The sequence below is a fragment of the Avibacterium avium genome (assembly GCF_900454535.1).
Classification (GTDB): Bacteria; Pseudomonadota; Gammaproteobacteria; order Enterobacterales; family Pasteurellaceae; genus Avibacterium; species Avibacterium avium.
The window spans coordinates 909,195-927,969 of sequence record NZ_UGSP01000001.1 but is presented as its reverse complement, the minus strand read 5'-3'; the positions used below and the strand labels follow the sequence as shown (position 1 = coordinate 927,969).

Annotated in this window: 30 protein-coding genes; 14 read left to right on the top strand and 16 right to left on the bottom strand. The window is 44.5% G+C overall.

What is annotated here, in order from left to right; genetic code table 11:
- Position 1: 1 nt before the first annotated feature.
- The 11 genes from DYC50_RS04670 to DYC50_RS04620 form a co-directional block, all read right to left on the bottom strand.
- A complete protein-coding gene (locus tag DYC50_RS04670) occupies positions 2 to 1,309 on the bottom strand; it encodes a terminase large subunit domain-containing protein (protein WP_115249196.1) in 1,308 nt (435 codons plus the stop codon).
- Positions 1,293 to 1,841, bottom strand: coding sequence for a DUF3486 family protein (locus DYC50_RS04665; RefSeq protein ID WP_115249195.1), 549 nt, complete (start codon positions 1,839 to 1,841; stop codon positions 1,293 to 1,295). Before DYC50_RS04665 ends, DYC50_RS04670 begins: the two co-directional genes overlap by 17 nt.
- Before the next feature lie 6 nt (positions 1,842 to 1,847).
- A complete protein-coding gene (locus DYC50_RS04660) occupies positions 1,848 to 2,150 on the bottom strand; it encodes a hypothetical protein (protein WP_039142680.1) in 303 nt (100 codons plus the stop codon).
- Positions 2,147 to 2,458, bottom strand: a complete 312-nt coding sequence (locus tag DYC50_RS04655) for a hypothetical protein (RefSeq protein ID WP_115249194.1) — start codon at positions 2,456 to 2,458, stop codon at positions 2,147 to 2,149. Before DYC50_RS04655 ends, DYC50_RS04660 begins: the two co-directional genes overlap by 4 nt.
- Positions 2,459 to 2,574: 116 nt before the next feature.
- Positions 2,575 to 2,832, bottom strand: a complete 258-nt coding sequence (locus tag DYC50_RS04650; RefSeq protein WP_115249193.1) for a DUF2681 domain-containing protein — start codon at positions 2,830 to 2,832, stop codon at positions 2,575 to 2,577.
- Positions 2,829 to 3,053: a DUF2644 domain-containing protein gene (locus DYC50_RS04645; protein WP_039142690.1), complete on the bottom strand. Its 225-nt coding sequence runs from the start codon at positions 3,051 to 3,053 to the stop codon at positions 2,829 to 2,831. Before DYC50_RS04645 ends, DYC50_RS04650 begins: the two co-directional genes overlap by 4 nt.
- Before the next feature lie 50 nt (positions 3,054 to 3,103).
- On the bottom strand, positions 3,104 to 3,649 hold the full coding sequence (locus tag DYC50_RS04640; RefSeq protein ID WP_115249192.1) for an N-acetylmuramoyl-L-alanine amidase: 546 nt from the start codon (positions 3,647 to 3,649) through the stop codon (positions 3,104 to 3,106).
- Between the two features lie 85 nt (positions 3,650 to 3,734).
- The gene (locus DYC50_RS04635; RefSeq protein WP_115249191.1) at positions 3,735 to 4,793 is read right to left on the bottom strand and encodes a hypothetical protein; all 1,059 of its coding nucleotides are present in this window, start codon (positions 4,791 to 4,793) and stop codon (positions 3,735 to 3,737) included.
- 13 nt (positions 4,794 to 4,806) lie between these two features.
- Positions 4,807 to 5,028, bottom strand: coding sequence for an excalibur calcium-binding domain-containing protein (locus tag DYC50_RS04630; protein ID WP_115249190.1), 222 nt, complete (start codon positions 5,026 to 5,028; stop codon positions 4,807 to 4,809).
- Positions 5,029 to 5,049: 21 nt separating this feature from the next.
- Complete coding sequence (locus DYC50_RS04625; protein ID WP_115249189.1) at positions 5,050 to 5,442, bottom strand: hypothetical protein; 393 nt, start codon at positions 5,440 to 5,442, stop codon at positions 5,050 to 5,052.
- Positions 5,443 to 5,919, bottom strand: a complete 477-nt coding sequence (locus tag DYC50_RS04620; RefSeq protein ID WP_115249188.1) for a helix-turn-helix domain-containing protein — start codon at positions 5,917 to 5,919, stop codon at positions 5,443 to 5,445.
- 99 nt (positions 5,920 to 6,018) lie between these two features.
- Between DYC50_RS04620 and DYC50_RS04615 the strand changes: the two genes are divergently transcribed.
- Together DYC50_RS04615 and DYC50_RS04610 are read left to right on the top strand one after the other, a co-directional pair.
- Positions 6,019 to 6,210: a DNA-binding protein gene (locus tag DYC50_RS04615; protein WP_005708235.1), complete on the top strand. Its 192-nt coding sequence runs from the start codon at positions 6,019 to 6,021 to the stop codon at positions 6,208 to 6,210.
- A gap of 15 nt (positions 6,211 to 6,225) precedes the next feature.
- The gene (locus DYC50_RS04610) at positions 6,226 to 6,549 is read left to right on the top strand and encodes a DNA-binding protein (protein ID WP_115249187.1); all 324 of its coding nucleotides are present in this window, start codon (positions 6,226 to 6,228) and stop codon (positions 6,547 to 6,549) included.
- A gap of 222 nt (positions 6,550 to 6,771) precedes the next feature.
- On the opposite strand, the gene DYC50_RS04605 is transcribed toward DYC50_RS04610, so the two are convergent.
- Positions 6,772 to 7,059: a hypothetical protein gene (locus DYC50_RS04605; RefSeq protein WP_010128355.1), complete on the bottom strand. Its 288-nt coding sequence runs from the start codon at positions 7,057 to 7,059 to the stop codon at positions 6,772 to 6,774.
- A gap of 57 nt (positions 7,060 to 7,116) precedes the next feature.
- On the opposite strand from DYC50_RS04605, the gene DYC50_RS10645 reads away from it, so the two are divergent.
- From DYC50_RS10645 to DYC50_RS04555, 12 genes are all read left to right on the top strand, one after another.
- Positions 7,117 to 7,266 carry a hypothetical protein gene (locus DYC50_RS10645; protein WP_172459068.1) on the top strand — a complete coding sequence of 50 codons (150 nt, stop codon included), beginning with the start codon at positions 7,117 to 7,119 and terminating at the stop codon, positions 7,264 to 7,266.
- Positions 7,263 to 7,562, top strand: a complete 300-nt coding sequence (locus DYC50_RS04600) for a helix-turn-helix domain-containing protein (RefSeq protein WP_115249186.1) — start codon at positions 7,263 to 7,265, stop codon at positions 7,560 to 7,562. The genes DYC50_RS10645 and DYC50_RS04600 overlap by 4 nt, the downstream gene beginning before the upstream one ends.
- 9 nt (positions 7,563 to 7,571) lie before the next feature.
- Positions 7,572 to 8,552 carry a hypothetical protein gene (locus DYC50_RS04595; protein ID WP_115249185.1) on the top strand — a complete coding sequence of 327 codons (981 nt, stop codon included), beginning with the start codon at positions 7,572 to 7,574 and terminating at the stop codon, positions 8,550 to 8,552.
- A 9-nt stretch (positions 8,553 to 8,561) separates the two neighbouring features.
- Positions 8,562 to 10,382, top strand: a complete 1,821-nt coding sequence (locus DYC50_RS04590) for a DDE-type integrase/transposase/recombinase (RefSeq protein ID WP_115249184.1) — start codon at positions 8,562 to 8,564, stop codon at positions 10,380 to 10,382.
- A gap of 60 nt (positions 10,383 to 10,442) precedes the next feature.
- Positions 10,443 to 11,615, top strand: a complete 1,173-nt coding sequence (locus DYC50_RS04585; RefSeq protein ID WP_115249183.1) for an AAA family ATPase — start codon at positions 10,443 to 10,445, stop codon at positions 11,613 to 11,615.
- Between the two features lie 8 nt (positions 11,616 to 11,623).
- Entirely contained in the window at positions 11,624 to 11,827 is a 204-nt protein-coding gene (locus tag DYC50_RS04580; protein WP_115249182.1) for a hypothetical protein, read from the top strand.
- Positions 11,820 to 12,344: a host-nuclease inhibitor Gam family protein gene (locus tag DYC50_RS04575; protein ID WP_115249181.1), complete on the top strand. Its 525-nt coding sequence runs from the start codon at positions 11,820 to 11,822 to the stop codon at positions 12,342 to 12,344. Before DYC50_RS04580 ends, DYC50_RS04575 begins: the two co-directional genes overlap by 8 nt.
- Positions 12,341 to 12,562, top strand: coding sequence for an ANR family transcriptional regulator (locus DYC50_RS04570; RefSeq protein ID WP_115249180.1), 222 nt, complete (start codon positions 12,341 to 12,343; stop codon positions 12,560 to 12,562). The genes DYC50_RS04575 and DYC50_RS04570 overlap by 4 nt, the downstream gene beginning before the upstream one ends.
- Positions 12,559 to 12,717 carry a hypothetical protein gene (locus DYC50_RS10640; protein WP_172459067.1) on the top strand — a complete coding sequence of 53 codons (159 nt, stop codon included), beginning with the start codon at positions 12,559 to 12,561 and terminating at the stop codon, positions 12,715 to 12,717. The genes DYC50_RS04570 and DYC50_RS10640 overlap by 4 nt, the downstream gene beginning before the upstream one ends.
- The gene (locus tag DYC50_RS04565; protein ID WP_115249179.1) at positions 12,714 to 13,127 is read left to right on the top strand and encodes a hypothetical protein; all 414 of its coding nucleotides are present in this window, start codon (positions 12,714 to 12,716) and stop codon (positions 13,125 to 13,127) included. Before DYC50_RS10640 ends, DYC50_RS04565 begins: the two co-directional genes overlap by 4 nt.
- A 68-nt stretch (positions 13,128 to 13,195) precedes the next feature.
- Complete coding sequence (locus tag DYC50_RS04560; RefSeq protein ID WP_115250160.1) at positions 13,196 to 13,582, top strand: regulatory protein GemA; 387 nt, start codon at positions 13,196 to 13,198, stop codon at positions 13,580 to 13,582.
- A 1-nt stretch (position 13,583) separates the two neighbouring features.
- Entirely contained in the window at positions 13,584 to 13,961 is a 378-nt protein-coding gene (locus DYC50_RS04555; protein ID WP_115249178.1) for a Mor transcription activator family protein, read from the top strand.
- A gap of 294 nt (positions 13,962 to 14,255) precedes the next feature.
- Here DYC50_RS04555 and era read toward each other — a convergent pair whose 3' ends face one another.
- Genes era through lepA form a run of 4 tightly spaced genes read right to left on the bottom strand, consistent with a single transcriptional unit; the run spans position 14,256 to position 18,718 of the window.
- Positions 14,256 to 15,179, bottom strand: a complete 924-nt coding sequence (gene era, locus DYC50_RS04550; RefSeq protein ID WP_115249177.1) for a GTPase Era — start codon at positions 15,177 to 15,179, stop codon at positions 14,256 to 14,258.
- Positions 15,176 to 15,862 carry a ribonuclease III gene (gene rnc, locus DYC50_RS04545; protein WP_115249176.1) on the bottom strand — a complete coding sequence of 229 codons (687 nt, stop codon included), beginning with the start codon at positions 15,860 to 15,862 and terminating at the stop codon, positions 15,176 to 15,178. Before rnc ends, era begins: the two co-directional genes overlap by 4 nt.
- Positions 15,863 to 15,880: 18 nt before the next feature.
- Positions 15,881 to 16,912, bottom strand: coding sequence for a signal peptidase I (gene lepB / locus DYC50_RS04540; RefSeq protein ID WP_115249175.1), 1,032 nt, complete (start codon positions 16,910 to 16,912; stop codon positions 15,881 to 15,883).
- A gap of 12 nt (positions 16,913 to 16,924) precedes the next feature.
- Entirely contained in the window at positions 16,925 to 18,718 is a 1,794-nt protein-coding gene (lepA, locus tag DYC50_RS04535; RefSeq protein ID WP_115249174.1) for a translation elongation factor 4, read from the bottom strand.
- Positions 18,719 to 18,775 lie beyond the last annotated feature (57 nt).

The following is an 18,775-nucleotide window of genomic DNA, read 5'->3' as shown; positions in this document are numbered from 1 at the left end:
GTTAATATCCTGCAGTTAATCTTTTGCTACTTCTTGGTCGGCGGCTATGGGCTTTTACAGGTTGCATTACCGCTTCCGTGGCGGCGGTTAAAGCGAGAAAGCACGCCCAAGTGCGGTCGGCGTGTCCATTGCTGTCGCTTTCAGCAGTAAAGCGTGGAATGCCGTTTGAGCCTGTGATTTTTTTGAGTTTGTGCAAATCTTCCCGCAAATCGCTATTGCCTTGCGGAATGCGGATTTTGCGATCTTCAAAAGCGGTTTTGCCGATGGTTGCCATTTTGAGTTTGCTGGACACGTTGAACAGCGTGCCTTGAATACGTTTGCCGTGTTCGGCTTGGGCATCTTCCACCATTTTTTCACCCATTCCTGTTTGGTCGAGATTGCCAACGACCACGTGATATTGCTTCATTACGCGATTGAGTTCTTCGAGTTGCTCACGCAGCGGCACACGTTTGAGCGTAATCAGCTCACGCGTCCAATACACATCACCGACCAATTCCAGCACCCAAATCACGGTTAAGTCGTTACGGGCGGCAATATCCATTCCCACAAAGCACGAGCCACCTTGATAAAGTTCAGGCTTGCCTGCATCAATATGTTCCACGCTGTCAATCAAATCGAATGAAAGCCACGAACTGGCTTCATCAAGCCACTTGAGTTCAAATTCCTGCGCCCACGCATCTTCATCATTTAAGCCTTTGCGGAGCTGTTCAATGTTGCGTGGAAGACCGTCAGCGACTGCTTGATAAATATCGGTTTGATGACGAGACCATTCGGTGTTTTCCAAGTCGGTCATCAATTCGTAGAACTTGTTGCCCTTGCCGTTAGGTGTGGAAACCACGCGGAGTTTCCAACCTGCGGAAATGACAGGGAACAAGGCTTTCCAAATCTCACGGCTGTCGGCGTGGAAAGCGAACTCGTCCAGAAACACATTCGCCGAGAAACCACGCGCAGTGTCGGGGTTAGCTGGCAACGCGGTAATTTTTGAGCCATTTGGGAAAATTACTTCCAACGCATTAAGCGTCGGGCTGAATGGCACTTCCATAATTTCACATACTATGCCCATTGCATTTAAGTGAACTTTCACGCCTTCATTGATCGCTTCTTTCGCTTGGCGTTCGCCACGCGAGAGAATAACCCAGCGAGTTTTCTCGCCTTTGGCTTCGGCTGCCAAGCAATCCAGCACAATTTCCAACGTGGTCGTGAAAGTTTTGCCTGTTTGACGGGCAAACATTGCCACCTTGAAACGGCTGGTATCTTGTAGCCAGCGTTTTTGGTAATCATAGAGAACGGTGTTATTGGTTGATGCCATAGACTTCCAAAATACTTTGTCGCACACGCTCAAGGGTTGGCAGGTCTGTGCCGTCCCTGTCTGCGGTGCGTGCGAGTTCATCTAATTTTGCCTGCACTTTGGCTTTGTGTTCCGCTTGATATTCTTTGAGCTTCACACTTGCCGTGGTCATTGACGCAATATTTTTGCCAATCATACCCAGTGCTTTTAAGCGGTCTTTCACGCTTAGACTTTCCACATTGCGGGCTTCAATCAGCAAATTCATTAAATCCGTCTGCACCAGTCGCATTAGGGCGTCCGATTGGCTGTCGCCTTCATCATCCACTTGCTCGGTAATCAATTTTGCCACTTCTGCCGCGTCTTTAATTGCTTTCAGGCGACTTTCAATTTGCTTGCCATAGCGATGAATTGCCGACTTGCTGATTTGATAGCCTTTCTCACGCAGTAGGTTTTCCAGTTCCACATAGCCTGAAAAACCGTTCTCGGTTAAGGCGCGCTCCAGCCAACGGCGAACATCTTCGGGCAGTTTCTCAATACTGGATCTTGGTGCCATAGGCTGTTACTCCCAATATTTGTCAGGGCGCGCAATGCCTGCTTGGCATTCACTGGTGTATTCCACAACATCTACGCCTTTAGCATTGATTCGGCTATACCAAATGCCGTGCGGCTGTTTATCTAGGATAACCAGTTCACTTTTTGCCAAGTAATCCAAATGCTGACGGACTTCAAGTGCAGTAGCATCAGGGTAAATCCCGCGCATTACATCAAGCAAAAATTTCTCGTTGGTATCATAAGGGCGCGCTTTATGTAACACGTTCAGCAAATTCCAACGCATTCCTTCTCGACGAGCTTTTTCCATCATTGCTTTGTTTTCTCCATTTTGAACAATTCACTTAGGGTTTTATGTAAGGCATCCATTTTGGCTTCTAACACGCCTTGCCCACGAATATAATCTTCACGCAAAACATAAACCAACGGCATTGAACTGTTCATTTTGTTGATCTGACGTTCTAAATCTTCCACTTTTTCATTCACACGCTGCTGATTTTGATGTCGTTCTGTTAATGAATTTTGAAACTGTGCTACTAAGATTTTAGCAAAGCCAAAGCAGCAGCCGAGAAAGGACAACAACAGCCCCACCAAATGCCAAAATTCTACGTTAATGGTCATCTTTAATCTCCTTGCAAATCTCGCGGTAAGTCGCGTTATGCACCGCAATTTGACGGAGTGTTTCGGTGGTATCTTGTCGGCTTGCCTTAATCACACCAAAGCCTGAACAGCTAGAGTTAATCACGGAGATCACCCGACTGTTGCAAGCGGTTAATGACATCATCACGGCGAGAGCCACGAGTGTTTTCTTCATTTTTCTTTCTCACTTCAAAATGTTTGACTTGGGTTTCGGCAACGGCTTTTTCGTTTTGCAGTTTCTCGTTTTGCTTAAATAAGCGGTCGATTTCTTGACGTGCTTTGCGAATTTTGTAACAGACAATCGCAGTGCCTACCCAAAGTACCGCAACGCCGCCTAAAATTAAGTAAGCCATCATTCTTCACGCCCCCAATTATTTAACGCGTTGGCAAAACCTTTAGTGGCAGCTCCGCCTGCACAGAAAATGGCGAAGGTGGTGAACAATTCGCCTACATAGGCACGGTCAAGCCATACGGCATAAATCAAAATGCCAGCCATCAACAACGCCCCGAAAAATTGGATAAAGGCGGTAGTGGAAAGGCGACCGTTGTCGTTAGTAATGAGTTCTTTGAGTTTCATTGGTTTTCCTTGTTAGTGCTGTAGGGGCGTGTTGCACACCCTCTACGGTTCTATGCCTTAAATAAATGCTCGTGGTTGATCACTTGCTCAGAATCCAGCCAGCTCCACACATCAAAGCATGGACAGGATTTTGTCCATTCATTCGGGTTGATTGTGCCGTCGCCGTTTAAGTCGGGGCTTAAATCACGATGTCCACAAATACGCGCGTTGGGATATTTGGCTTCAAGCTGACGCAATAAGCGGTGCAGTGCCTGCCATTGTTTTTCGGTGTATTCGCCGTGGTTGCGTTTGTCTTTGGTAATGCCGCCGACCAAGCAAATGCCGATACTGTGTAGGTTATGCCCTTTGACGTGCGCGCCCGTTTCGCCTTCTTTGCGACCGGTTTCGACCGTGCCGTCAGTGTCAATAATGAAGTGGTAGCCGATGTGTTTTAAATGCGGATTAAAGGCTTTGTAATAACCAGCCAAACGCTGAAAGCCACGCTGCTTGTGCCATTCGTCAATGCGTTGAGCGGCGGTTTGGGTATTGGTGCGGAGTTGCTTGCCGTTTTGAGTAGCAGAGCAATGGATGATGATTTTGGTGATGGGGAAAGACATAAAAAAACTCCAGTTATCAAGGATTGGTTGATAAATGGAGTTTAATTAAAGGTGGTATAAATTGGATTTAAACTGGTTTAAAGAATTATTTAGCTTGTTTGTGTAAAACAGCCTTAATAACAACGACATCATAAATTAAACCATTAGCCACTTTCTGTTTTGCATTGATATTTAATTCAACAGGGCGCTTTTCAAATGTCGCAGTTTCAATTGCTTTCTTGTATTGGCTTTGGAAGGTGTTGTCTTGCACTTCTGCAATCAATTCTTGCCCGCTTGCTTCATTACGAATGCTCACTTTGAAGCCTGTATCCAATTCCGTGTTCACATTTAAAATACGGTACATTCCATCAAGGCGAATTTCTTCAAATTCACGTGCAGGTGGCATTCGTTTCTTTTTCGCTAATTCTTTTGCTTGTTCACCTGTAACTTCAATTCCTTGGATATTTATTTTTTCGGCATCACTAGCTTGCTTGAGAAATTCTCGTTTGGTTTCTTTTGCTTCAATCGCAATTTCTTCTAACTCTGGTTTTTGCTCAATCAGCTTATGAAATAGCTCTCTGTTCTCTTTTTGATTTTCAGCTAAAACGTCTAATGTTTTCTCATTAAGTTCCACGAGTTTAGCTGTTGTATCTGATTGAGTTTGAGTTTCTCGCTCGGCTTGTTTATCATCAAGAAACATTTTGTAAGCGTCTGTGCCAAAATAGCACAGTAGCCCAAACAGCAATGTGATCATCAAATGTTTGCTTGTCATTTTTGAAATCAGCCCTGTTAAAACATTTCCCCAGTCAATGTTTTCTCCATCAAACTTGGATGAACCTTGACTAACTTTAATAATGAGTTCTAAGTCTTTCTTTTCATCATCACTTAAACGATGATGAGTGTCCGCATACACCGCCAAGGCATAAGCTCTATATAAGCCATCTTGCAATTTTAAGAAAGCCTTCATAATTGAAGGTGTTATTGTAGACTGATATTTTTCGCCTGTTAAGCTAACCTGAACCTTGGGCCAACCTTCAAATTGAATATGGAGCTTAGAAACGTCATTACCTAATTCCGTTTCATAGATCTGACGAAGAAAATCATAAGCATCTTGCTCGTTACGGATAACGATGTCTAATTTATCGTTTTGTTGTTCGGTTGTCATTATTGTTCCTCAATTATTTCTTTTTCTTCCCACCACAAATACTTTCACAAGGCACGCCGTCGTTGTCGCGGTCTAGGCTGTCGCGACCGCATTGGGTGAGATAGAAACGGGCTTCTTCGCAACTGTTCATTTCTTTGCAGGTGCGTTTGCCTGCACACTCAAATTTCTCTTTGGCAAATACGGCAGCCGCCACGCCTAATAAGGCGAAAGCGGCATATTTGAGGGATTTTTTCATTTTGGTTTCCTTAATAATAAATTACTGTTGTTCTGCCGATTTTAGCCAAATAAAAAGCCATACTATTCCGCCTAAAAACCATAGCGCCATTTTAGGGCTATCAAACCACTGTGAGCCGATATAGCTGATGGCTATGCTAAATGCAAAGCCACTCAAACCGATGAGAGAGCAACGCCCTTTTCGTTTTTCACGTTCTTGTTCTTGGGCAATCTGTTCTAGTTCATCAAAATAGGCTCGAATACCAAAAGTACATTTACCATTATTGCAGTATTCATTGAAGCGATAACTTGCTCCGCCACATTGTGGACAAATGACAATGTGCGGGCTGTTTTTATCTATTGCTTTTTCGGCTTGGTGAAAGTGGGCTTGGTTGATGTTATTAAGCTGCTCAACGTTGTGAATGTGAAAATCCATTTATTTCCCTTTCTTAAAATGAATACCACCTTCAAGGTGTTCGATGTTGTTTTGTTGTTCTACGTTGTCGATGTGCATTTTGGTAGCGTGATTGCTTTGCGTCGTTTTTGCTATTGCCGCCATTGTTTGTGCCACACTTAAAATCGCTGCACGCCCTTGATCATCACATTGCATAAATAACTGCACTAATAAGCCTGTTTTGTCTGAAAAATCCGGCTTTGGCATATCTTTTAACGCTTCTTTTTCCATTGCTTCATAAGTTTCACGGCGATGACCGAGCAATATGTAATCCATATCAAGGTTTAATTCTGGGCGTTTGGCTTTTAGGGCAAAAAGCTCTTTTTCAGGGAAGCTATTTCGACTTTTTCTCACTGTGAATGCGTTATTGGTCATTTCCAAATACTCTGCAACTTCCTTATCTGTTTCCACATTTAGTTCATTTTTTAAGCGAATAAGTTTTCCTTTGAAAGAATCCATAAATTTCCCCTTGAAAACATTACAAATGTAATATAATCTTACAAATGTAAGAAATGATTTATTGATTGTTTATCAATTATACCACAACAGGAGAAAAAAATGCTGAATGTTAAAACGCCTGAACAGGTGAAAAGCGAGTTTGAAGCCCGTGGCGAATCTTTCGCTGATTGGGCAAGAGAACATGGTTATGACCGATTGTATGTTTACCGCGTATTGAATGGCACGATTAAAGCCAAACGTGGTATCGGACACGAAATTGCCGTGAAGCTCGGCTTAAAAGCGGCGGCTTAACTTAAGGAGGATAGTATGATTTTTATCAATTATAGATGCACTAAAGAACACAATTTTGGTGGTTTAACTGTTTTTATTCCTAAAAAAGACATCCCTCCTCGTAATGGTTCACGAAAGGTATTTCACCCCTTACCCTATCCGCAAACACGAGAAAGTGCAAGAGCCTATTTTTTACGACATGGGATTAATCGTAGCGAATGGGCAAGGCACTTTGGTGTGGATCAGCAAGCGATTTCCGACTTACTTCGCGGACAGCTGAAAGGCACTTGGGGCGAAGCTCATAAAACGGCGGTGTTGTTGGGCTTAAAGCCTGACCCCGACCACCAAGCGGCGGCTTAAATACACGCAACCTGCTCTTTAACAATTTAGAAAAAACAGCGAAAAGATACTCACAATCGAAGCAAGTTCGATTGTTCGCCCCGTTGGGGCTGTCGGCAAAGCCGACATTCAAAAAGTATACTTTTTGTCGACCGCTCTTTATTAAATAAACAATAGGAGATTTTATGCAGAAAGAAAAGAAATCAGACAAGCCTAACAGCCTGTCTGTTGAAGAAAAGAAAGCTACTTATCCAAAAGAGATAGTAGTTGGTCAAGATAAACGGATCTGTTATTCCGTTTTTGGGGAGTTGGCAATGCGTTTTCCACATCGTCCAAGCCGAGTTCGTAAAGCGTCTCAAAATCTTTAATCCACGCTTGGCGTTCATTATTGGGCAAGATGGAAATCAGCGAAGCCAGAATAGATTGATAAAGCCGATTTTCTGTATCGAGATTTTGAACGTGAATTTCTAGTTCATTCACTCGTTGTTCGAGTTCGGTGAGCCTTTTTATCGGCAATTTAATTACCGTCATAGGGTTTCCTTTTGGCAGTTGAGAGAGCCAATAGGATACCACAGGGAGAAAAAACCAATGAAAATGTTAGAAAAATTCTGCTTATGGTATTTGAAAAAATACTGGAACAGCAAAGGTTACAAACAGCTCGTTGCGTGCGAGCAACAAAAACAGGCGGAAAACATACCGCACTTTATGCGAACAAACACAGCAGGAGAAACCAAATGAGCGAAAAAACCAACAGCACACAACGTGCCTTGCGGATTTTAAAAGCCCTGAAGGGGCGAACGATGGACGGCTTAAGCAATAAAGATTTGTGCGAAGCCATTGATGAAACGCCTGTGAACATCACACGCGCCACCGCGATTTTAGAAAGTGAAGGCTTTTTGCGCAAACTTCCCACAGGTAACTGGACGCTCAGCTTTGCCCTGCTCAACCTTGCGGTGTGTTATGAGCAGGATATGCAGGCGGTAAACGAACGATTTAATGAAATGCGACACCGTGTGGCAACAGGCGGTTTTTAGGAGTAACAGATGACAGATTTAAGATTAAGTGAACAACAAGATGCGGTGATAATGGCTGCACAGGCAATGACACAAGATATGGCAGAAGCTCATGAAGCGATGGGTATGTTAAAAGCCTTTAATTTTGTGGAAAAACTGCTAACGGTTAGCAGTTTGAAAGTGTTGAATGAAATCAAGAACTCTAAGAAATACAAGGGTTTGAGCTATGTTGATAGTGAAGGAAAAGTGCTAACGGTTAGCAGTTGGGAAGATTACTGCACAGCTTGCGGATTTAGCCGTCAAAAGATTGATCTTGATTTGCAAAACTTAGCTGTTCTCGGCGAAGACTTCCTAGAAACCAGCCAACGCCTAGGCTTAGGCTACCGCGAAATGCGAAAACTTCGCCAGCTGCCTGAAGAAGCCCGAGCGGAGATTGTGGATGCGGATTATTCGGAAACCACCGACAAGGAAGATTTGATTGAGAAAATCGAAGAATTGAGCGTGAAGCACGCTAAGGAGAAAGAAAGCCTTACCAAACAGTTGGAAAGCGTGAAAGCGAACTATGACGCGCAGGCGAAAGTGATTGCTAATAAGGACGAACGTTTAAACAAACTGGATAAGGAGTTGGCGAAGAAAAGTTTGTTGATTGAAACCCAAACGCCCGACCAACGTGGCAGTGCATTGCGAGAAGAAGTAACCGCGATTTCTTACAAGGCGGAAGCTATTTTGCGTGGGCAGGTGTTTCAGGCGTTTGAGGCATTAGGGGCTCATCAAGCTGAAACAGGTATTGATCATAAGCAGTTTATGAGTGGGGTGTTGGCGGAGTATCAGTTGATTTTGTCGGAGCTGAAAGAACGCTTTGGCTTAGACGATACGCCAAGCGGTGAAGCCTTGCCTGAGTGGGCGCGAGAAGATTATCAGCCTGACGGCAAGCTAGATGAAAGTGTAACGAGCATTTTGGACGAGATTGAGCAAGATGCCCACATTCAAGATGCTGAAGTGGTGGGTTAAGGAAATGCAATGGCAATACTACCGAGCGTTCTCGCCCAATATGCCGAGCGTGTGGAGAAGGCAGGCTTTGGCGAGAAGGAAAAAATTATTGAAGAAGGTTGCACAAAAACAGGCTTAAGCCGTGCGACTTTTCTTCGGCAGCTTAAACCGTTTCGACCGGCAAGTGGTCGCAAAGTGCGGTGCGATAAGGGGAAACATCAAATGGAAGCAAACGAGCTGAAATTGATTAGTGCGGCGTGGTTACACCTACGGCGCAAAAACGGCAAAACCATGGCAACGCTGGAGCGGATTTTGGACATATTACGCGCCAACAACAAAGTGAAAGCGGAGTTTGTGGACGAGAAAACAGGCGAAGTTCGCCCTTATTCGGCAAGTTCGGTGGAGCGGGCGTTACGCAACGCCAATTTGCACCCCGACCAACTGTTACGCCCCGCTCCTGTGGTGCAGTTGCAAAGCCGACACCCGAACCACGTGTGGCAAATCGACCCGTCTTTGTGTGTGCTGTATTACTTGAAAGAAACAGGCAAAGGCAATGGGCTATGCGTAATGGAAGCGGAACAGTTCTACAAAAACAAGCCTGCGAATGTGGCGAAGGTGGAACCGCAACGGGTGTGGCGATATGTGATCACCGACCACGCCAGCGGGGTGATTTATGTGGAATATGTGTATGGCGGCGAAACGGCAGAGAACATTTCGGAAACCTTTATCAACGCCATTCAGAAGAAAGAAAGCCCTGCCGAGCCGTTTTTCGGTGTGCCGAAAATTTTGATGTTCGACCGCGGTTCTGCCAATACCTCGCAAATGTTCACGCACTTACTGAACCAGTTGGATGTAAAAATTGAAGTGCCGAAAGCCCACAACGCCCGAGCCAAAGGGCAAGTGGAGAAAGGCAACGATATTGTGGAACGGCAATTTGAAAGCGGGCTGCGGTTTATGAATGTGAGTGGTTTGGCGGAACTGAACCAGCTTGCCCACCAATGGATGCGCTATTTCAACGGTAAAGCCATTCACAGCCGACACGGTATGACACGCTATGGGGCGTGGCAGAAAATTCACACGAAAGATTTAATCTTGCCCCCTAGCCGTGAGATTTGTCAGGAATTGATGATCACCGCATTAAGCGAGCGATTGGTTACCGATAAGTTGGAAATCAGCTTTGAGAACCGCCGTTATGATGTGCGTGATGTGCCTGATGTTCGAGTGGGTGAGAAAATCACGGTGGGCAAAAACCCTTACCGCCCTGAATGTGTGCAAGTGCAATGTTTTGAACATTTGCTTGATGAAACGGGTAAGGCGATGCTGAAGCCTTACTGGGTGGTACTTGAGCCGATTGAAGTGAATGAATACGGTTTCCGTGTGGATGCGGCGATAATTGGCGAAGAATACAAAGCGCACAGTAAAACCGCCTTTGAAACCAATAAGGAGCAGGCGGAGCAACTGGCTTATGGTGTGGCCACCGAACATGAGTTGAAACGTGCGAAGAAAGCCAATGTGCCGTTATTTAATGGCGAAATCGACCCTTACAAACATCTTGATGAGAATCAGCTTATGTGGTTCTTACCGAAAAACGGACAAGAACACGAACTCACTACCAACGCCCGACGGGTGGAGCAAAAGCCGATGTCGGTGGTGGAATTTGCCAAAAACGGCAAAGCTCGCTGGGGCGAGTTGTGGAATGGTGAATGCTATCAATGGGTGAACGGCAAATATCCGCAAGGTGTGCCGCAGGTGGAAGCCGAACGATTGTTGGGCTTGGGCTTTGATGAGTTCAAGGCGGAGTTTGTTCAACCTTCGCCAACACGCTCAAATTTGCGGTTGTTGGCGGCCTAAATGGTGGGCTAAAGCCCACTCTACGCGTAAAGGTAAGGATTATGATGAACGGAGCATTTTATGCTGAAACTAAAACAGGTGCTGATTGATAAGGGCGTGAGCCTGCGACAGTTGGCACAGATGATGAATGTGTCGCCTGCGACCATTTCCCAGTTGGTCAATCACGATCAACGAGTGAGAGATTGGGCGGCATTTGAGAAGAGTTTAATAGCGGCTTTGCAAAAAATTGGGGTAACTCAACCGCTTGCAACGCTATTAAGAAAGGAAGCAGCAGGGGAAAGTTTGGCGACCGAGCCTGCCGCTTCCGCCCTTAAAACCAAACAAGAAATTAAGGACGAGATTATGTTACTCGCAAAACAGGCTTTATTTCCAGCCACTAAGAAACATTTTTTATTACCGATTGACCCTTTTTCCGCCGATATTCGCTCGGCTGATGAAGTTTTCGCCACGTCTGATATTCGTTATGTGCGTGAGTCGCTCTATCAAACCGCCAAGCACGGCGGCTTTATGGCGGTGGTGGGCGAAAGCGGTGCGGGCAAATCGACCCTACGCCGTGATTTGATTGATCGCATTCGTGCCGAAAACGCGCCGATTGCAGTGATTGAGCCTTACATCATCGCAATGGAAGACAACGACATTAAGGGCAAAACGCTAAAAGCTGCCCACATTGCCGAAGCGATTATTTCCACCCTTGCGCCATTGCAAAGTGTAAAGCGTTCGCCTGAAGCTCGCTTTCGCCAGTTGCACAATGTGTTGAAAGAAAGCTGTAAATCAGGCTACTCCAACGTGCTGATTATTGAAGAAGCCCACTCGTTGCCGATTCCGACTTTGAAACACTTGAAACGCTTTTTTGAGTTGGAAGATGGGTTCAAAAAGCTGATTTCCATTGTGTTAATCGGTCAGCCGGAATTGAAGCTGAAGCTGTCTGAACGCAACACGGAAGTGCGTGAAGTGGTGCAACGTTGCGAAGTGGTGGAACTTGCGCCGCTCGATGCAGAATTGGAAAACTATGTAGCGTTCCGCTTGGCTAAAGTGGGCAAAAAACTCAGCGATATTTTTGAAGAAGACGCGTTTTTGGCGGTGCGACAACGCTTAACAGCGGTGGGGCGAAACAAAACCACGCAGAGCCTGCTTTATCCGCTTGCGGTAAATAATTTGCTGACGGCGGCGATGAACTTAGCAGAAAGTTTAGGTGTGCCGAAAGTGAATGGCGATGTGGTGATGCAGGTTTAGGGGGCTGTATGAGAAAAACGACCTTAATTTTTACCGCACTTTTGTTGGCGGGCTGTGATGATGGAATGGTGCAAAAGCACACTTGGAGTTACGCCGAGCTTTGTATTGATGGCGTTGTGTATCTCCGCTCACCTAACGGCAACCTTACCCCAAAAATTAACGCGGATTTTTATCCTTACACTTGCAAAAAAGGAGTAACAAATAATGGCTAAACGAGCAACCCGAGTAAAAAGCGAAGTGCAGTCAATCGCCCTGCAAACCCAAGATGAAGTGGCGTTGGCGATTAAGCAAATTGGTGATTTGGAACGCGAGCAGGTGCGACTTTCCACCCTGCAAGCAGATGAGAAAGCGGCGATTGATGAGAAATATACGGCTCAACTAACCGCTCTTAAAGAGCAAGTGAAGCCCTTGCAAAAGGCAGTGCAGGCGTATTGTGAAAGTCGCCGTTTGGAACTCACCAACGGTGGCAAGCAAAAAACGGCGTACTTTACCACCGGCGAGGTGCAATGGCGTGCTAAACCGCCTGCAGTGGTTGCCAAAGGGATTGACGGCATTTTGGAAAGCCTACGCAATTTGGGGCTGTTCCGCTTTATTCGCACCAAAGAAGAACTCAATAAAGAAGCAATGCTTGCTGAGCCGGATATTGCACGCTCAATTTCAGGTGTAACCATTCGCGAGGGCGTGGAAGAGTTTGTAATCAAGCCCAATGATGAAGAGGTGCGAAAATGAGCCGAAGACCGAGAGTCGAGCGTAGTGTGCTAGAAGAAGCCTATCACGAAGCAGCAGAAACCGCTGCTGAGGTGGAACGTTCGGGCAATTATGCCAGAGCAACTGAATTATGGGCGAATGCAGAAAAGTTAGCACTGACATTTAAACAGCGTGAGTGGTGTTATACGCGGAAAAGCTACTGTAAAAAATGGCAAGGAAGACGGGAGAAAACACAATGATTTCTACACTTGAAACCTTAAAAATGCAACTTCGCCAAGCGATTATTCAGCTGGAACAAGCGGAAAAATCGTTAAATAAAGAAGAAATGACGCACGCCAGTATTTATGTGCAGAATGCGAAAGGGATTTTGATGAAAATGGGGGTAAGAGTATGACACAACATTATTTGGCAGTTATTAACATCGGCGTTGAACCAACGGCAGATGATTTAACATTTAAAATTGGGATCAACTACAAGCCTAAACCACCAACTAAGGTAAGCAATATCGTGGCTGGTTTAATGGCAACAATGCCTGTCGTGCTAACAAAAATATGGAATGAGATGCTGAAATTAGTCCCTGAAATTGAAAACGGCTTCGAGGCTAATCTTCACTTTGATTTCTTTCGTGGCGAAGACGGCGATTGGGCAACCAATGGACATACCGACCAAAAAGAAGGGATTGGGCCGTTGTTGATGGGATTGTCAAAAATGATTTTTACTGATGATCCTGTTATTCAACAAATCTTGGAAAAGAATGATGAAGAAGAACCTGAGTACGTTCAACATTTTGATCCAACTTGTTAAACCAAACCGCCTTAGGGCGGTTTTTTTGTATTAGGAGAACCGAAAAATGAATCATTATGGGGGAAACAATGAGAAAAAGATTATTACAGTTGGTGCATATTGGCAAAAATCAGTTGAAGATGGACGATGAAACTTACCGAAGTCTATTATCTCAACAATTCTACCAAAATTCTGCAAAAAATATAAGCTATTCAGACTTGGTAAAACTGGTCAAAATACTGCAACAAAAAGGCGCGAAGATTCGCTTGCGGAGTGATGCCGCACAACTTTCTGCCATTCAGCGGAAATTGTGGGCAGTGTGGAAAGTAACCGCCGATGAAAGTACGTCTGCTGCGTTGAATGCATTTGTTGTTCGATATTATGCAGACGTTGCGGACTGGCGTGAATTAGACAGCGAGCAAACAGCGGCTATTATTGAGCAGTTAAAACAGTGGAAAAAACGAGTAGGTAAATAGTATGAATATCGCTAAATTTGACAATGATGACTTTCAAACCAAAGCCCCCGATTTATTGGCGGATTTGGCGAAATATACGGTGATGGCGGTGCGTGAATGTTATCCCGAAATGGACGAGGAAACGGCAGAAAACATCGGAATGATTGTGGCGTTGAAAACGGGCTACAACTGGGGTGGTTTGAATGTGTATGTGCCGAAATCAATGTCGCTTTTCGCCTGTGAGCGTGAGAAGCAGATTTTCAACGAGTTCACGGGCAATAATCACGCCTATCTTGCCAAGAAGTATGGTTTATCTTTGCAATGGATCTACAAAATCGTTAAACGTGTGCAGAAAGAAGAAATTGCGAAAAGGCAGTTTGATATGTTCGCTCAACCCTAAAAACAAACCCAGTGACCGTAAAAAGTCGCTGGGTTTTCTTTTTCTCTATGTGTAACGCTTTTTCATTCTGCCTTTCTCATTTCTTCCCACTTAGTATTATTTCTTCCCATTTATGTTGGTTTATGTGTGATGGTTATGTTGGGTGGGTTTAATTTAAAAACGGACGTATATCAAAAGGATTTGGATATTTTGGCGAGTTGCAAAAAAGCGCATTAGTAAATAATAAAAAAAGAGCGGTGAAAAATTTCAATATTTTCCACCGCTCTTATTCTTTTTGGCTATGCAAGGCTTGGATTATTCTTCCATATACCCTAAGCTGCGCAGGGCGCGTTCGTCATCTGCCCAGCCTGATTTCACTTTCACCCAAAGTTCTAAATGGACTTTGTTGTCAAATAAGCGTTCCATATCAGCGCGCGCTTCTGTGCCGATCACTTTGATTTTTTGTCCTTTGTTGCCGATAACCATTTTTTTCTGGCCATCGCGTTCAACCAGAATCAAGGCGTTGATTTCATAAGTGCCGCGTTCGTTCGTTTTGAACTGTTCGATTTCAACGGTTACGGAATAAGGCAGCTCTTCGCCCATAAAACGCATTAATTTTTCACGAATGATTTCAGATGCCATAAAGCGTTGTGAACGGTCGGTAACGTAATCTTCAGGGAAATGATGCACGCCCTCGCGCAAGGATTCACGCACGATTTTTTCCAGTTCTTGCACGTTGTTGCCACGTTGTGCAGAAATAGGAATAATGGCTTTAAAATCAAATTTTTGGCTGATTTCGGTGATAAATGGCAGCAAATCCTCTTTATCTTTGATATTGTCGATTTTGTTTATCGCCAACACCACAGGCGCTTTAGCACGGCGCAGTTTATTTAGCACCATTTCATCATCGGCATTCCAATGCGTGCCGTCCACTACGAAAATAATTAAATCCACATCACCAATGGCACTGCTTGCTGCGCGGTTCATTAAGCGATTAATGGCACGTTTTTCTTCAATATGCAGCCCCGGGGTGTCCACATAAATGGCTTGATAAGGGCCGTCTGTTTGAATCCCTAAAATGCGGTGGCGAGTCGTTTGTGCTTTTCTTGATGTAATGGAAATTTTTTGCCCTAAAATTTTGTTTAATAAGGTCGATTTACCTACATTTGGACGACCTACAATGGCAATAAATCCACAGTAGGTTGGCTGTTCGTGGTGATGTTCTGTTGTTTGTGTCATTTTATATCCAATAGTTTTAAAATTTGTTCTGCGGCGGCTTGTTCCGCTTTGCGGCGGCTTGAGCCTACGCCGATAAAAGTGCGGTCAATTTTTTTGATGTTTTCCACACGACATTCTACGGTGAAGGTTTGATTATGGGCTTCCCCCTTGATGTTTATCACTTCATAGCTTGGGAGAGGGAGGCGAGCACCTTGCAAATATTCTTGTAAACGGGTTTTCGGATCTTTTTGATTTTCACCCGGTTTAATTTGGCTGAGCAGGGCTTGATACCAGTTACGGACAACGGCGGTACTGGTAGGCAGATCGCGATCTAATGAGATCGCTCCAATGATGGCTTCCACACAGTCGGCAAGAATAGACTCACGGCGAAAACCGCCACTTTTGAGTTCCCCGGGACCAAGCTGCATATAGTCGCCAAGCTCGAAAGCTCTGGCAAGCTGAGCAAGGGTGGGTTCACGCACAAGAGTGGCACGCATTCGGCTTAGCTCGCCCTCGTTACATTTAGGAAATTGCTGATACAACGCATCAGCAATGGTGTAGTTTAAAATGGCATCGCCTAAAAATTCCAAGCGTTCATTGTGATTTTTCGCCGCACTTCGGTGTGTCAGTGCTTGCTTAAGCCAATTAATATCTTGGAATTGATAGCCAATTTTACGCTGTAAGCGTTCTAAGTTTTTTGTCATTATTCTGATTATTCGATTTTATTCAATTTTGCTAAACATTCTTTCAAAGCGCAGACCGGTTGGCCATTCGCCTTGTTTTTTATCAAGGCTTAACCAAATATATTTCGCTTTGCCGACAATATTTTTCTCTGGCACAAAGCCCCAAAAACGGCTGTCTGCACTGTGATTACGGTTATCCCCCATCACAAAATATTCCCCTTCTGGCACAACCCATTCGGTGATGTAATTTTGCTGGTTGCGGTAACCTTGGTACAAGTAAGTGGCGTTCGGCGGCTGTGGATCCCAATGAATTTGGTGGGTTACATCGCCTGTTTCGGTTACTTTTAACGGGTGAACATTGCTATATACAGGTTTACCTTGGCGATCTTGCCCGATGATAATGTTGAAATCTGCATCAGGTTGTGGTTCGCTATAAGTAAATGCCTTGGTTACGCAATTTTCTGTACATTCTTTGCCGTCTTTGCCATAAGTAATCGTAATATGGCGATCCGCTTCGTTATATTCAATGCGATCCCCTGGAATACCGATAATGCGTTTAATGTAATCCACATTTGGCTCTGGTGGCGCTTTAAATACGATAATATCTCCACGCTGCGGCTTGCCTGTTTCGATCAAGGTATTTTGAAAAACAGGATCTTTAATGCCGTAGGCATATTTTTCCACCAGTAAGAAATCGCCCACACGCAAGGTCGGTTCCATTGAGCCAGACGGAATCTGGAATGGCTCAAATAAGAAAGAACGCAAAATCAAAACAAAAGCAAGCACAGGAAAAAGTGAAGCTAAAAACTCACCGCTCTCTGAAATGGGTTCAATTTTCGCTTTTTCTTCTTCGCTTAACGATTTTCCGCTACGCTGTTCAACGCGCTGAATTTGGCGCTCACGTCTAGGCTGCACTGCAAAACGATAATAAGCCCAAAGCGCGCCACAAAGTGCGGTTAATAAAATCAATAAAATGGTGAAGGTATTTGGCAAGCCTAAATGCTCCAACCATTTCCATATTCCATAGCCTGCAGCAATTAATAGAATAAAAAATATGTTTGATTTTGACATTCTCTTTCCTTGTTAATCTTTGCCAACGTGTAAAATGGCTAAAAACGCTTCTTGTGGCACTTCAACGTTACCCAAAGACTTCATTCGTTTTTTACCTTCTTTTTGTTTTTGTAACAGTTTTTTCTTACGGCTTACGTCCCCACCATAACATTTGGCGAGTACGTTTTTACGCAACTGTTTCACCGTTGAACGTGCGATAATGTGGTTACCAATGGCCGCTTGAATCGCAATATCAAATTGCTGACGCGGAATCAGCTCACGCATTTTTTCCACCAATTCACGGCCGCGATAAGGCGCGTTATCTTTGTGGACAATCAACGCCAGCGCATCAACACGTTCACCGTTGATCATAATATCCACACGTACCATATCGGAAGCTTGGAAACGTTTGAAACCATAATCCAATGAAGCATAACCGCGCGAAGTGGATTTCAAACGATCGAAGAAATCCAGCACCACTTCACCCATTGGAATTTCATAAGTCAGCGCGACTTGGTTGCCGTGATATACCATATTGGTCTGCACACCACGTTTTTCAACGCACAGGGTGATCACGTTACCCAAATAAGTTTGCGGCAACAGCATATTACATTCTGCAATCGGCTCACGAATTTCACTAATATTATTTAGCGGTGGCAATTTTGATGGGCTATCCACATAGATCACTTCACCGTTCGTTTGCAACACTTCATAAACTACGGTTGGTGCGGTGGTGATCAAATCAAGATTATATTCACGTTCTAAACGCTCTTGAATAATCTCCATATGCAATAAGCCTAAGAAACCGCAACGGAAACCAAAACCAAGTGCGGTGGAATTTTCTGGCTCATAGAATAAAGAGGCATCGTTTAGGCTTAATTTACCTAGCGCATCGCGGAAAGCTTCATAATCGTCCGAACTAATTGGGAATAAACCCGCATAAACCTGTGGTTTTACTTTCTTAAAGCCCGGTAACGCGGTGCTTGCAGGATTATTGTGTAGGGTTAAGGTATCCCCTACTGGCGCGCCTAAAATATCTTTAATGGCACACACAACCCAGCCCACTTCACCGCAGTTTAACACTTGGGTATCCACTTGTTTCGGGGTGAAAATCCCTAAGCGATCCACGTTGTAAGATTGCCCAGTGGACATCACTTTGATTTTATCGCCTTTGCGTAACGTACCGTTTTTAATACGCACGAGAGAAACCACGCCAAGATAGTTATCGAACCAAGAGTCAATAATCAAGGCTTGCAATGGGGCATCAGGATCGCCCTCAGGTGCGGGAATTTTTTTCACAATGTCTTCTAGCACATCTTCAATGCCCTGCCCTGTTTTGGCCGAACAACGCACAGCGTCCATCGCATCAATACCCACAATATCTTCAATCTCTTCCGCCACACGTTCTGGCTCAGCGGCAGGCAAGTCGATTTTGTTTAACACAGGTACCACTTCTAAATCCATTTCAATGGCGGTATAGCAGTTTGCCAAGGTTTGTGCTTCAACGCCCTGCCCTGCATCTACCACAAGTAACGCTCCCTCACAAGCAGCAAGGGAACGTGAAACTTCATAAGAAAAATCCACGTGTCCGGGGGTATCGATAAAATTCAGCTGATAGGTTTCGCCGTCTTTCGCTTTATAATTGAGCGTTACGCTTTGCGCTTTAATGGTGATTCCACGCTCACGCTCTAAATCCATTGAATCTAATACTTGTTCCGCCATTTCACGGTCGGATAGCCCACCACAGGTTTGAATTAAACGATCGGAAAGGGTTGATTTCCCGTGGTCAATATGCGCAATGATTGAAAAGTTACGAATGTTCTTCATATTTTATAAATAAACTAAACTCTAAAATTTGACAAAATTTAACTGGGCGATTGTACC

Bases quoted from the DNA above. Each gene is read 5' to 3' on its own strand.
- DYC50_RS04625 (WP_115249189.1), bottom strand. From the start codon at position 5,442: ATGGATTTTCACATTCACAACGTTGAGCAGCTTAATAACATCAACCAA.
- DYC50_RS04660 (WP_039142680.1), bottom strand. From the start codon at position 2,150: ATGATGGAAAAAGCTCGTCGAGAAGGAATGCGTTGGAATTTGCTGAAC.
- DYC50_RS04555 (WP_115249178.1), top strand. From the start codon at position 13,584: ATGAATATCGCTAAATTTGACAATGATGACTTTCAAACCAAAGCCCCC.
- lepA (WP_115249174.1), bottom strand. From the start codon at position 18,718: ATGAAGAACATTCGTAACTTTTCAATCATTGCGCATATTGACCACGGG.
- DYC50_RS04645 (WP_039142690.1), bottom strand. From the start codon at position 3,053: ATGAAACTCAAAGAACTCATTACTAACGACAACGGTCGCCTTTCCACT.
- DYC50_RS10640 (WP_172459067.1), top strand. From the start codon at position 12,559: ATGATTTCTACACTTGAAACCTTAAAAATGCAACTTCGCCAAGCGATT.
- DYC50_RS04610 (WP_115249187.1), top strand. From the start codon at position 6,226: ATGATTTTTATCAATTATAGATGCACTAAAGAACACAATTTTGGTGGT.
- DYC50_RS04655 (WP_115249194.1), bottom strand. From the start codon at position 2,458: ATGACCATTAACGTAGAATTTTGGCATTTGGTGGGGCTGTTGTTGTCC.
- DYC50_RS04585 (WP_115249183.1), top strand. From the start codon at position 10,443: ATGCTGAAACTAAAACAGGTGCTGATTGATAAGGGCGTGAGCCTGCGA.
- DYC50_RS04590 (WP_115249184.1), top strand. From the start codon at position 8,562: ATGGCAATACTACCGAGCGTTCTCGCCCAATATGCCGAGCGTGTGGAG.
- DYC50_RS04670 (WP_115249196.1), bottom strand. From the start codon at position 1,309: ATGGCATCAACCAATAACACCGTTCTCTATGATTACCAAAAACGCTGG.
- DYC50_RS04635 (WP_115249191.1), bottom strand. From the start codon at position 4,793: ATGACAACCGAACAACAAAACGATAAATTAGACATCGTTATCCGTAAC.
- DYC50_RS04620 (WP_115249188.1), bottom strand. From the start codon at position 5,919: ATGGATTCTTTCAAAGGAAAACTTATTCGCTTAAAAAATGAACTAAAT.
- DYC50_RS04570 (WP_115249180.1), top strand. From the start codon at position 12,341: ATGAGCCGAAGACCGAGAGTCGAGCGTAGTGTGCTAGAAGAAGCCTAT.
- DYC50_RS04630 (WP_115249190.1), bottom strand. From the start codon at position 5,028: ATGAAAAAATCCCTCAAATATGCCGCTTTCGCCTTATTAGGCGTGGCG.
- DYC50_RS04605 (WP_010128355.1), bottom strand. From the start codon at position 7,059: ATGACGGTAATTAAATTGCCGATAAAAAGGCTCACCGAACTCGAACAA.
- DYC50_RS04665 (WP_115249195.1), bottom strand. From the start codon at position 1,841: ATGGCACCAAGATCCAGTATTGAGAAACTGCCCGAAGATGTTCGCCGT.
- DYC50_RS10645 (WP_172459068.1), top strand. From the start codon at position 7,117: ATGAAAATGTTAGAAAAATTCTGCTTATGGTATTTGAAAAAATACTGG.
- DYC50_RS04650 (WP_115249193.1), bottom strand. From the start codon at position 2,832: ATGATGGCTTACTTAATTTTAGGCGGCGTTGCGGTACTTTGGGTAGGC.
- DYC50_RS04595 (WP_115249185.1), top strand. From the start codon at position 7,572: ATGACAGATTTAAGATTAAGTGAACAACAAGATGCGGTGATAATGGCT.
- DYC50_RS04640 (WP_115249192.1), bottom strand. From the start codon at position 3,649: ATGTCTTTCCCCATCACCAAAATCATCATCCATTGCTCTGCTACTCAA.
- era (WP_115249177.1), bottom strand. From the start codon at position 15,179: ATGACACAAACAACAGAACATCACCACGAACAGCCAACCTACTGTGGA.
- DYC50_RS04560 (WP_115250160.1), top strand. From the start codon at position 13,196: ATGAGAAAAAGATTATTACAGTTGGTGCATATTGGCAAAAATCAGTTG.
- DYC50_RS04565 (WP_115249179.1), top strand. From the start codon at position 12,714: ATGACACAACATTATTTGGCAGTTATTAACATCGGCGTTGAACCAACG.
- lepB (WP_115249175.1), bottom strand. From the start codon at position 16,912: ATGTCAAAATCAAACATATTTTTTATTCTATTAATTGCTGCAGGCTAT.
- DYC50_RS04600 (WP_115249186.1), top strand. From the start codon at position 7,263: ATGAGCGAAAAAACCAACAGCACACAACGTGCCTTGCGGATTTTAAAA.
- DYC50_RS04575 (WP_115249181.1), top strand. From the start codon at position 11,820: ATGGCTAAACGAGCAACCCGAGTAAAAAGCGAAGTGCAGTCAATCGCC.
- DYC50_RS04580 (WP_115249182.1), top strand. From the start codon at position 11,624: ATGAGAAAAACGACCTTAATTTTTACCGCACTTTTGTTGGCGGGCTGT.
- rnc (WP_115249176.1), bottom strand. From the start codon at position 15,862: ATGACAAAAAACTTAGAACGCTTACAGCGTAAAATTGGCTATCAATTC.
- DYC50_RS04615 (WP_005708235.1), top strand. From the start codon at position 6,019: ATGCTGAATGTTAAAACGCCTGAACAGGTGAAAAGCGAGTTTGAAGCC.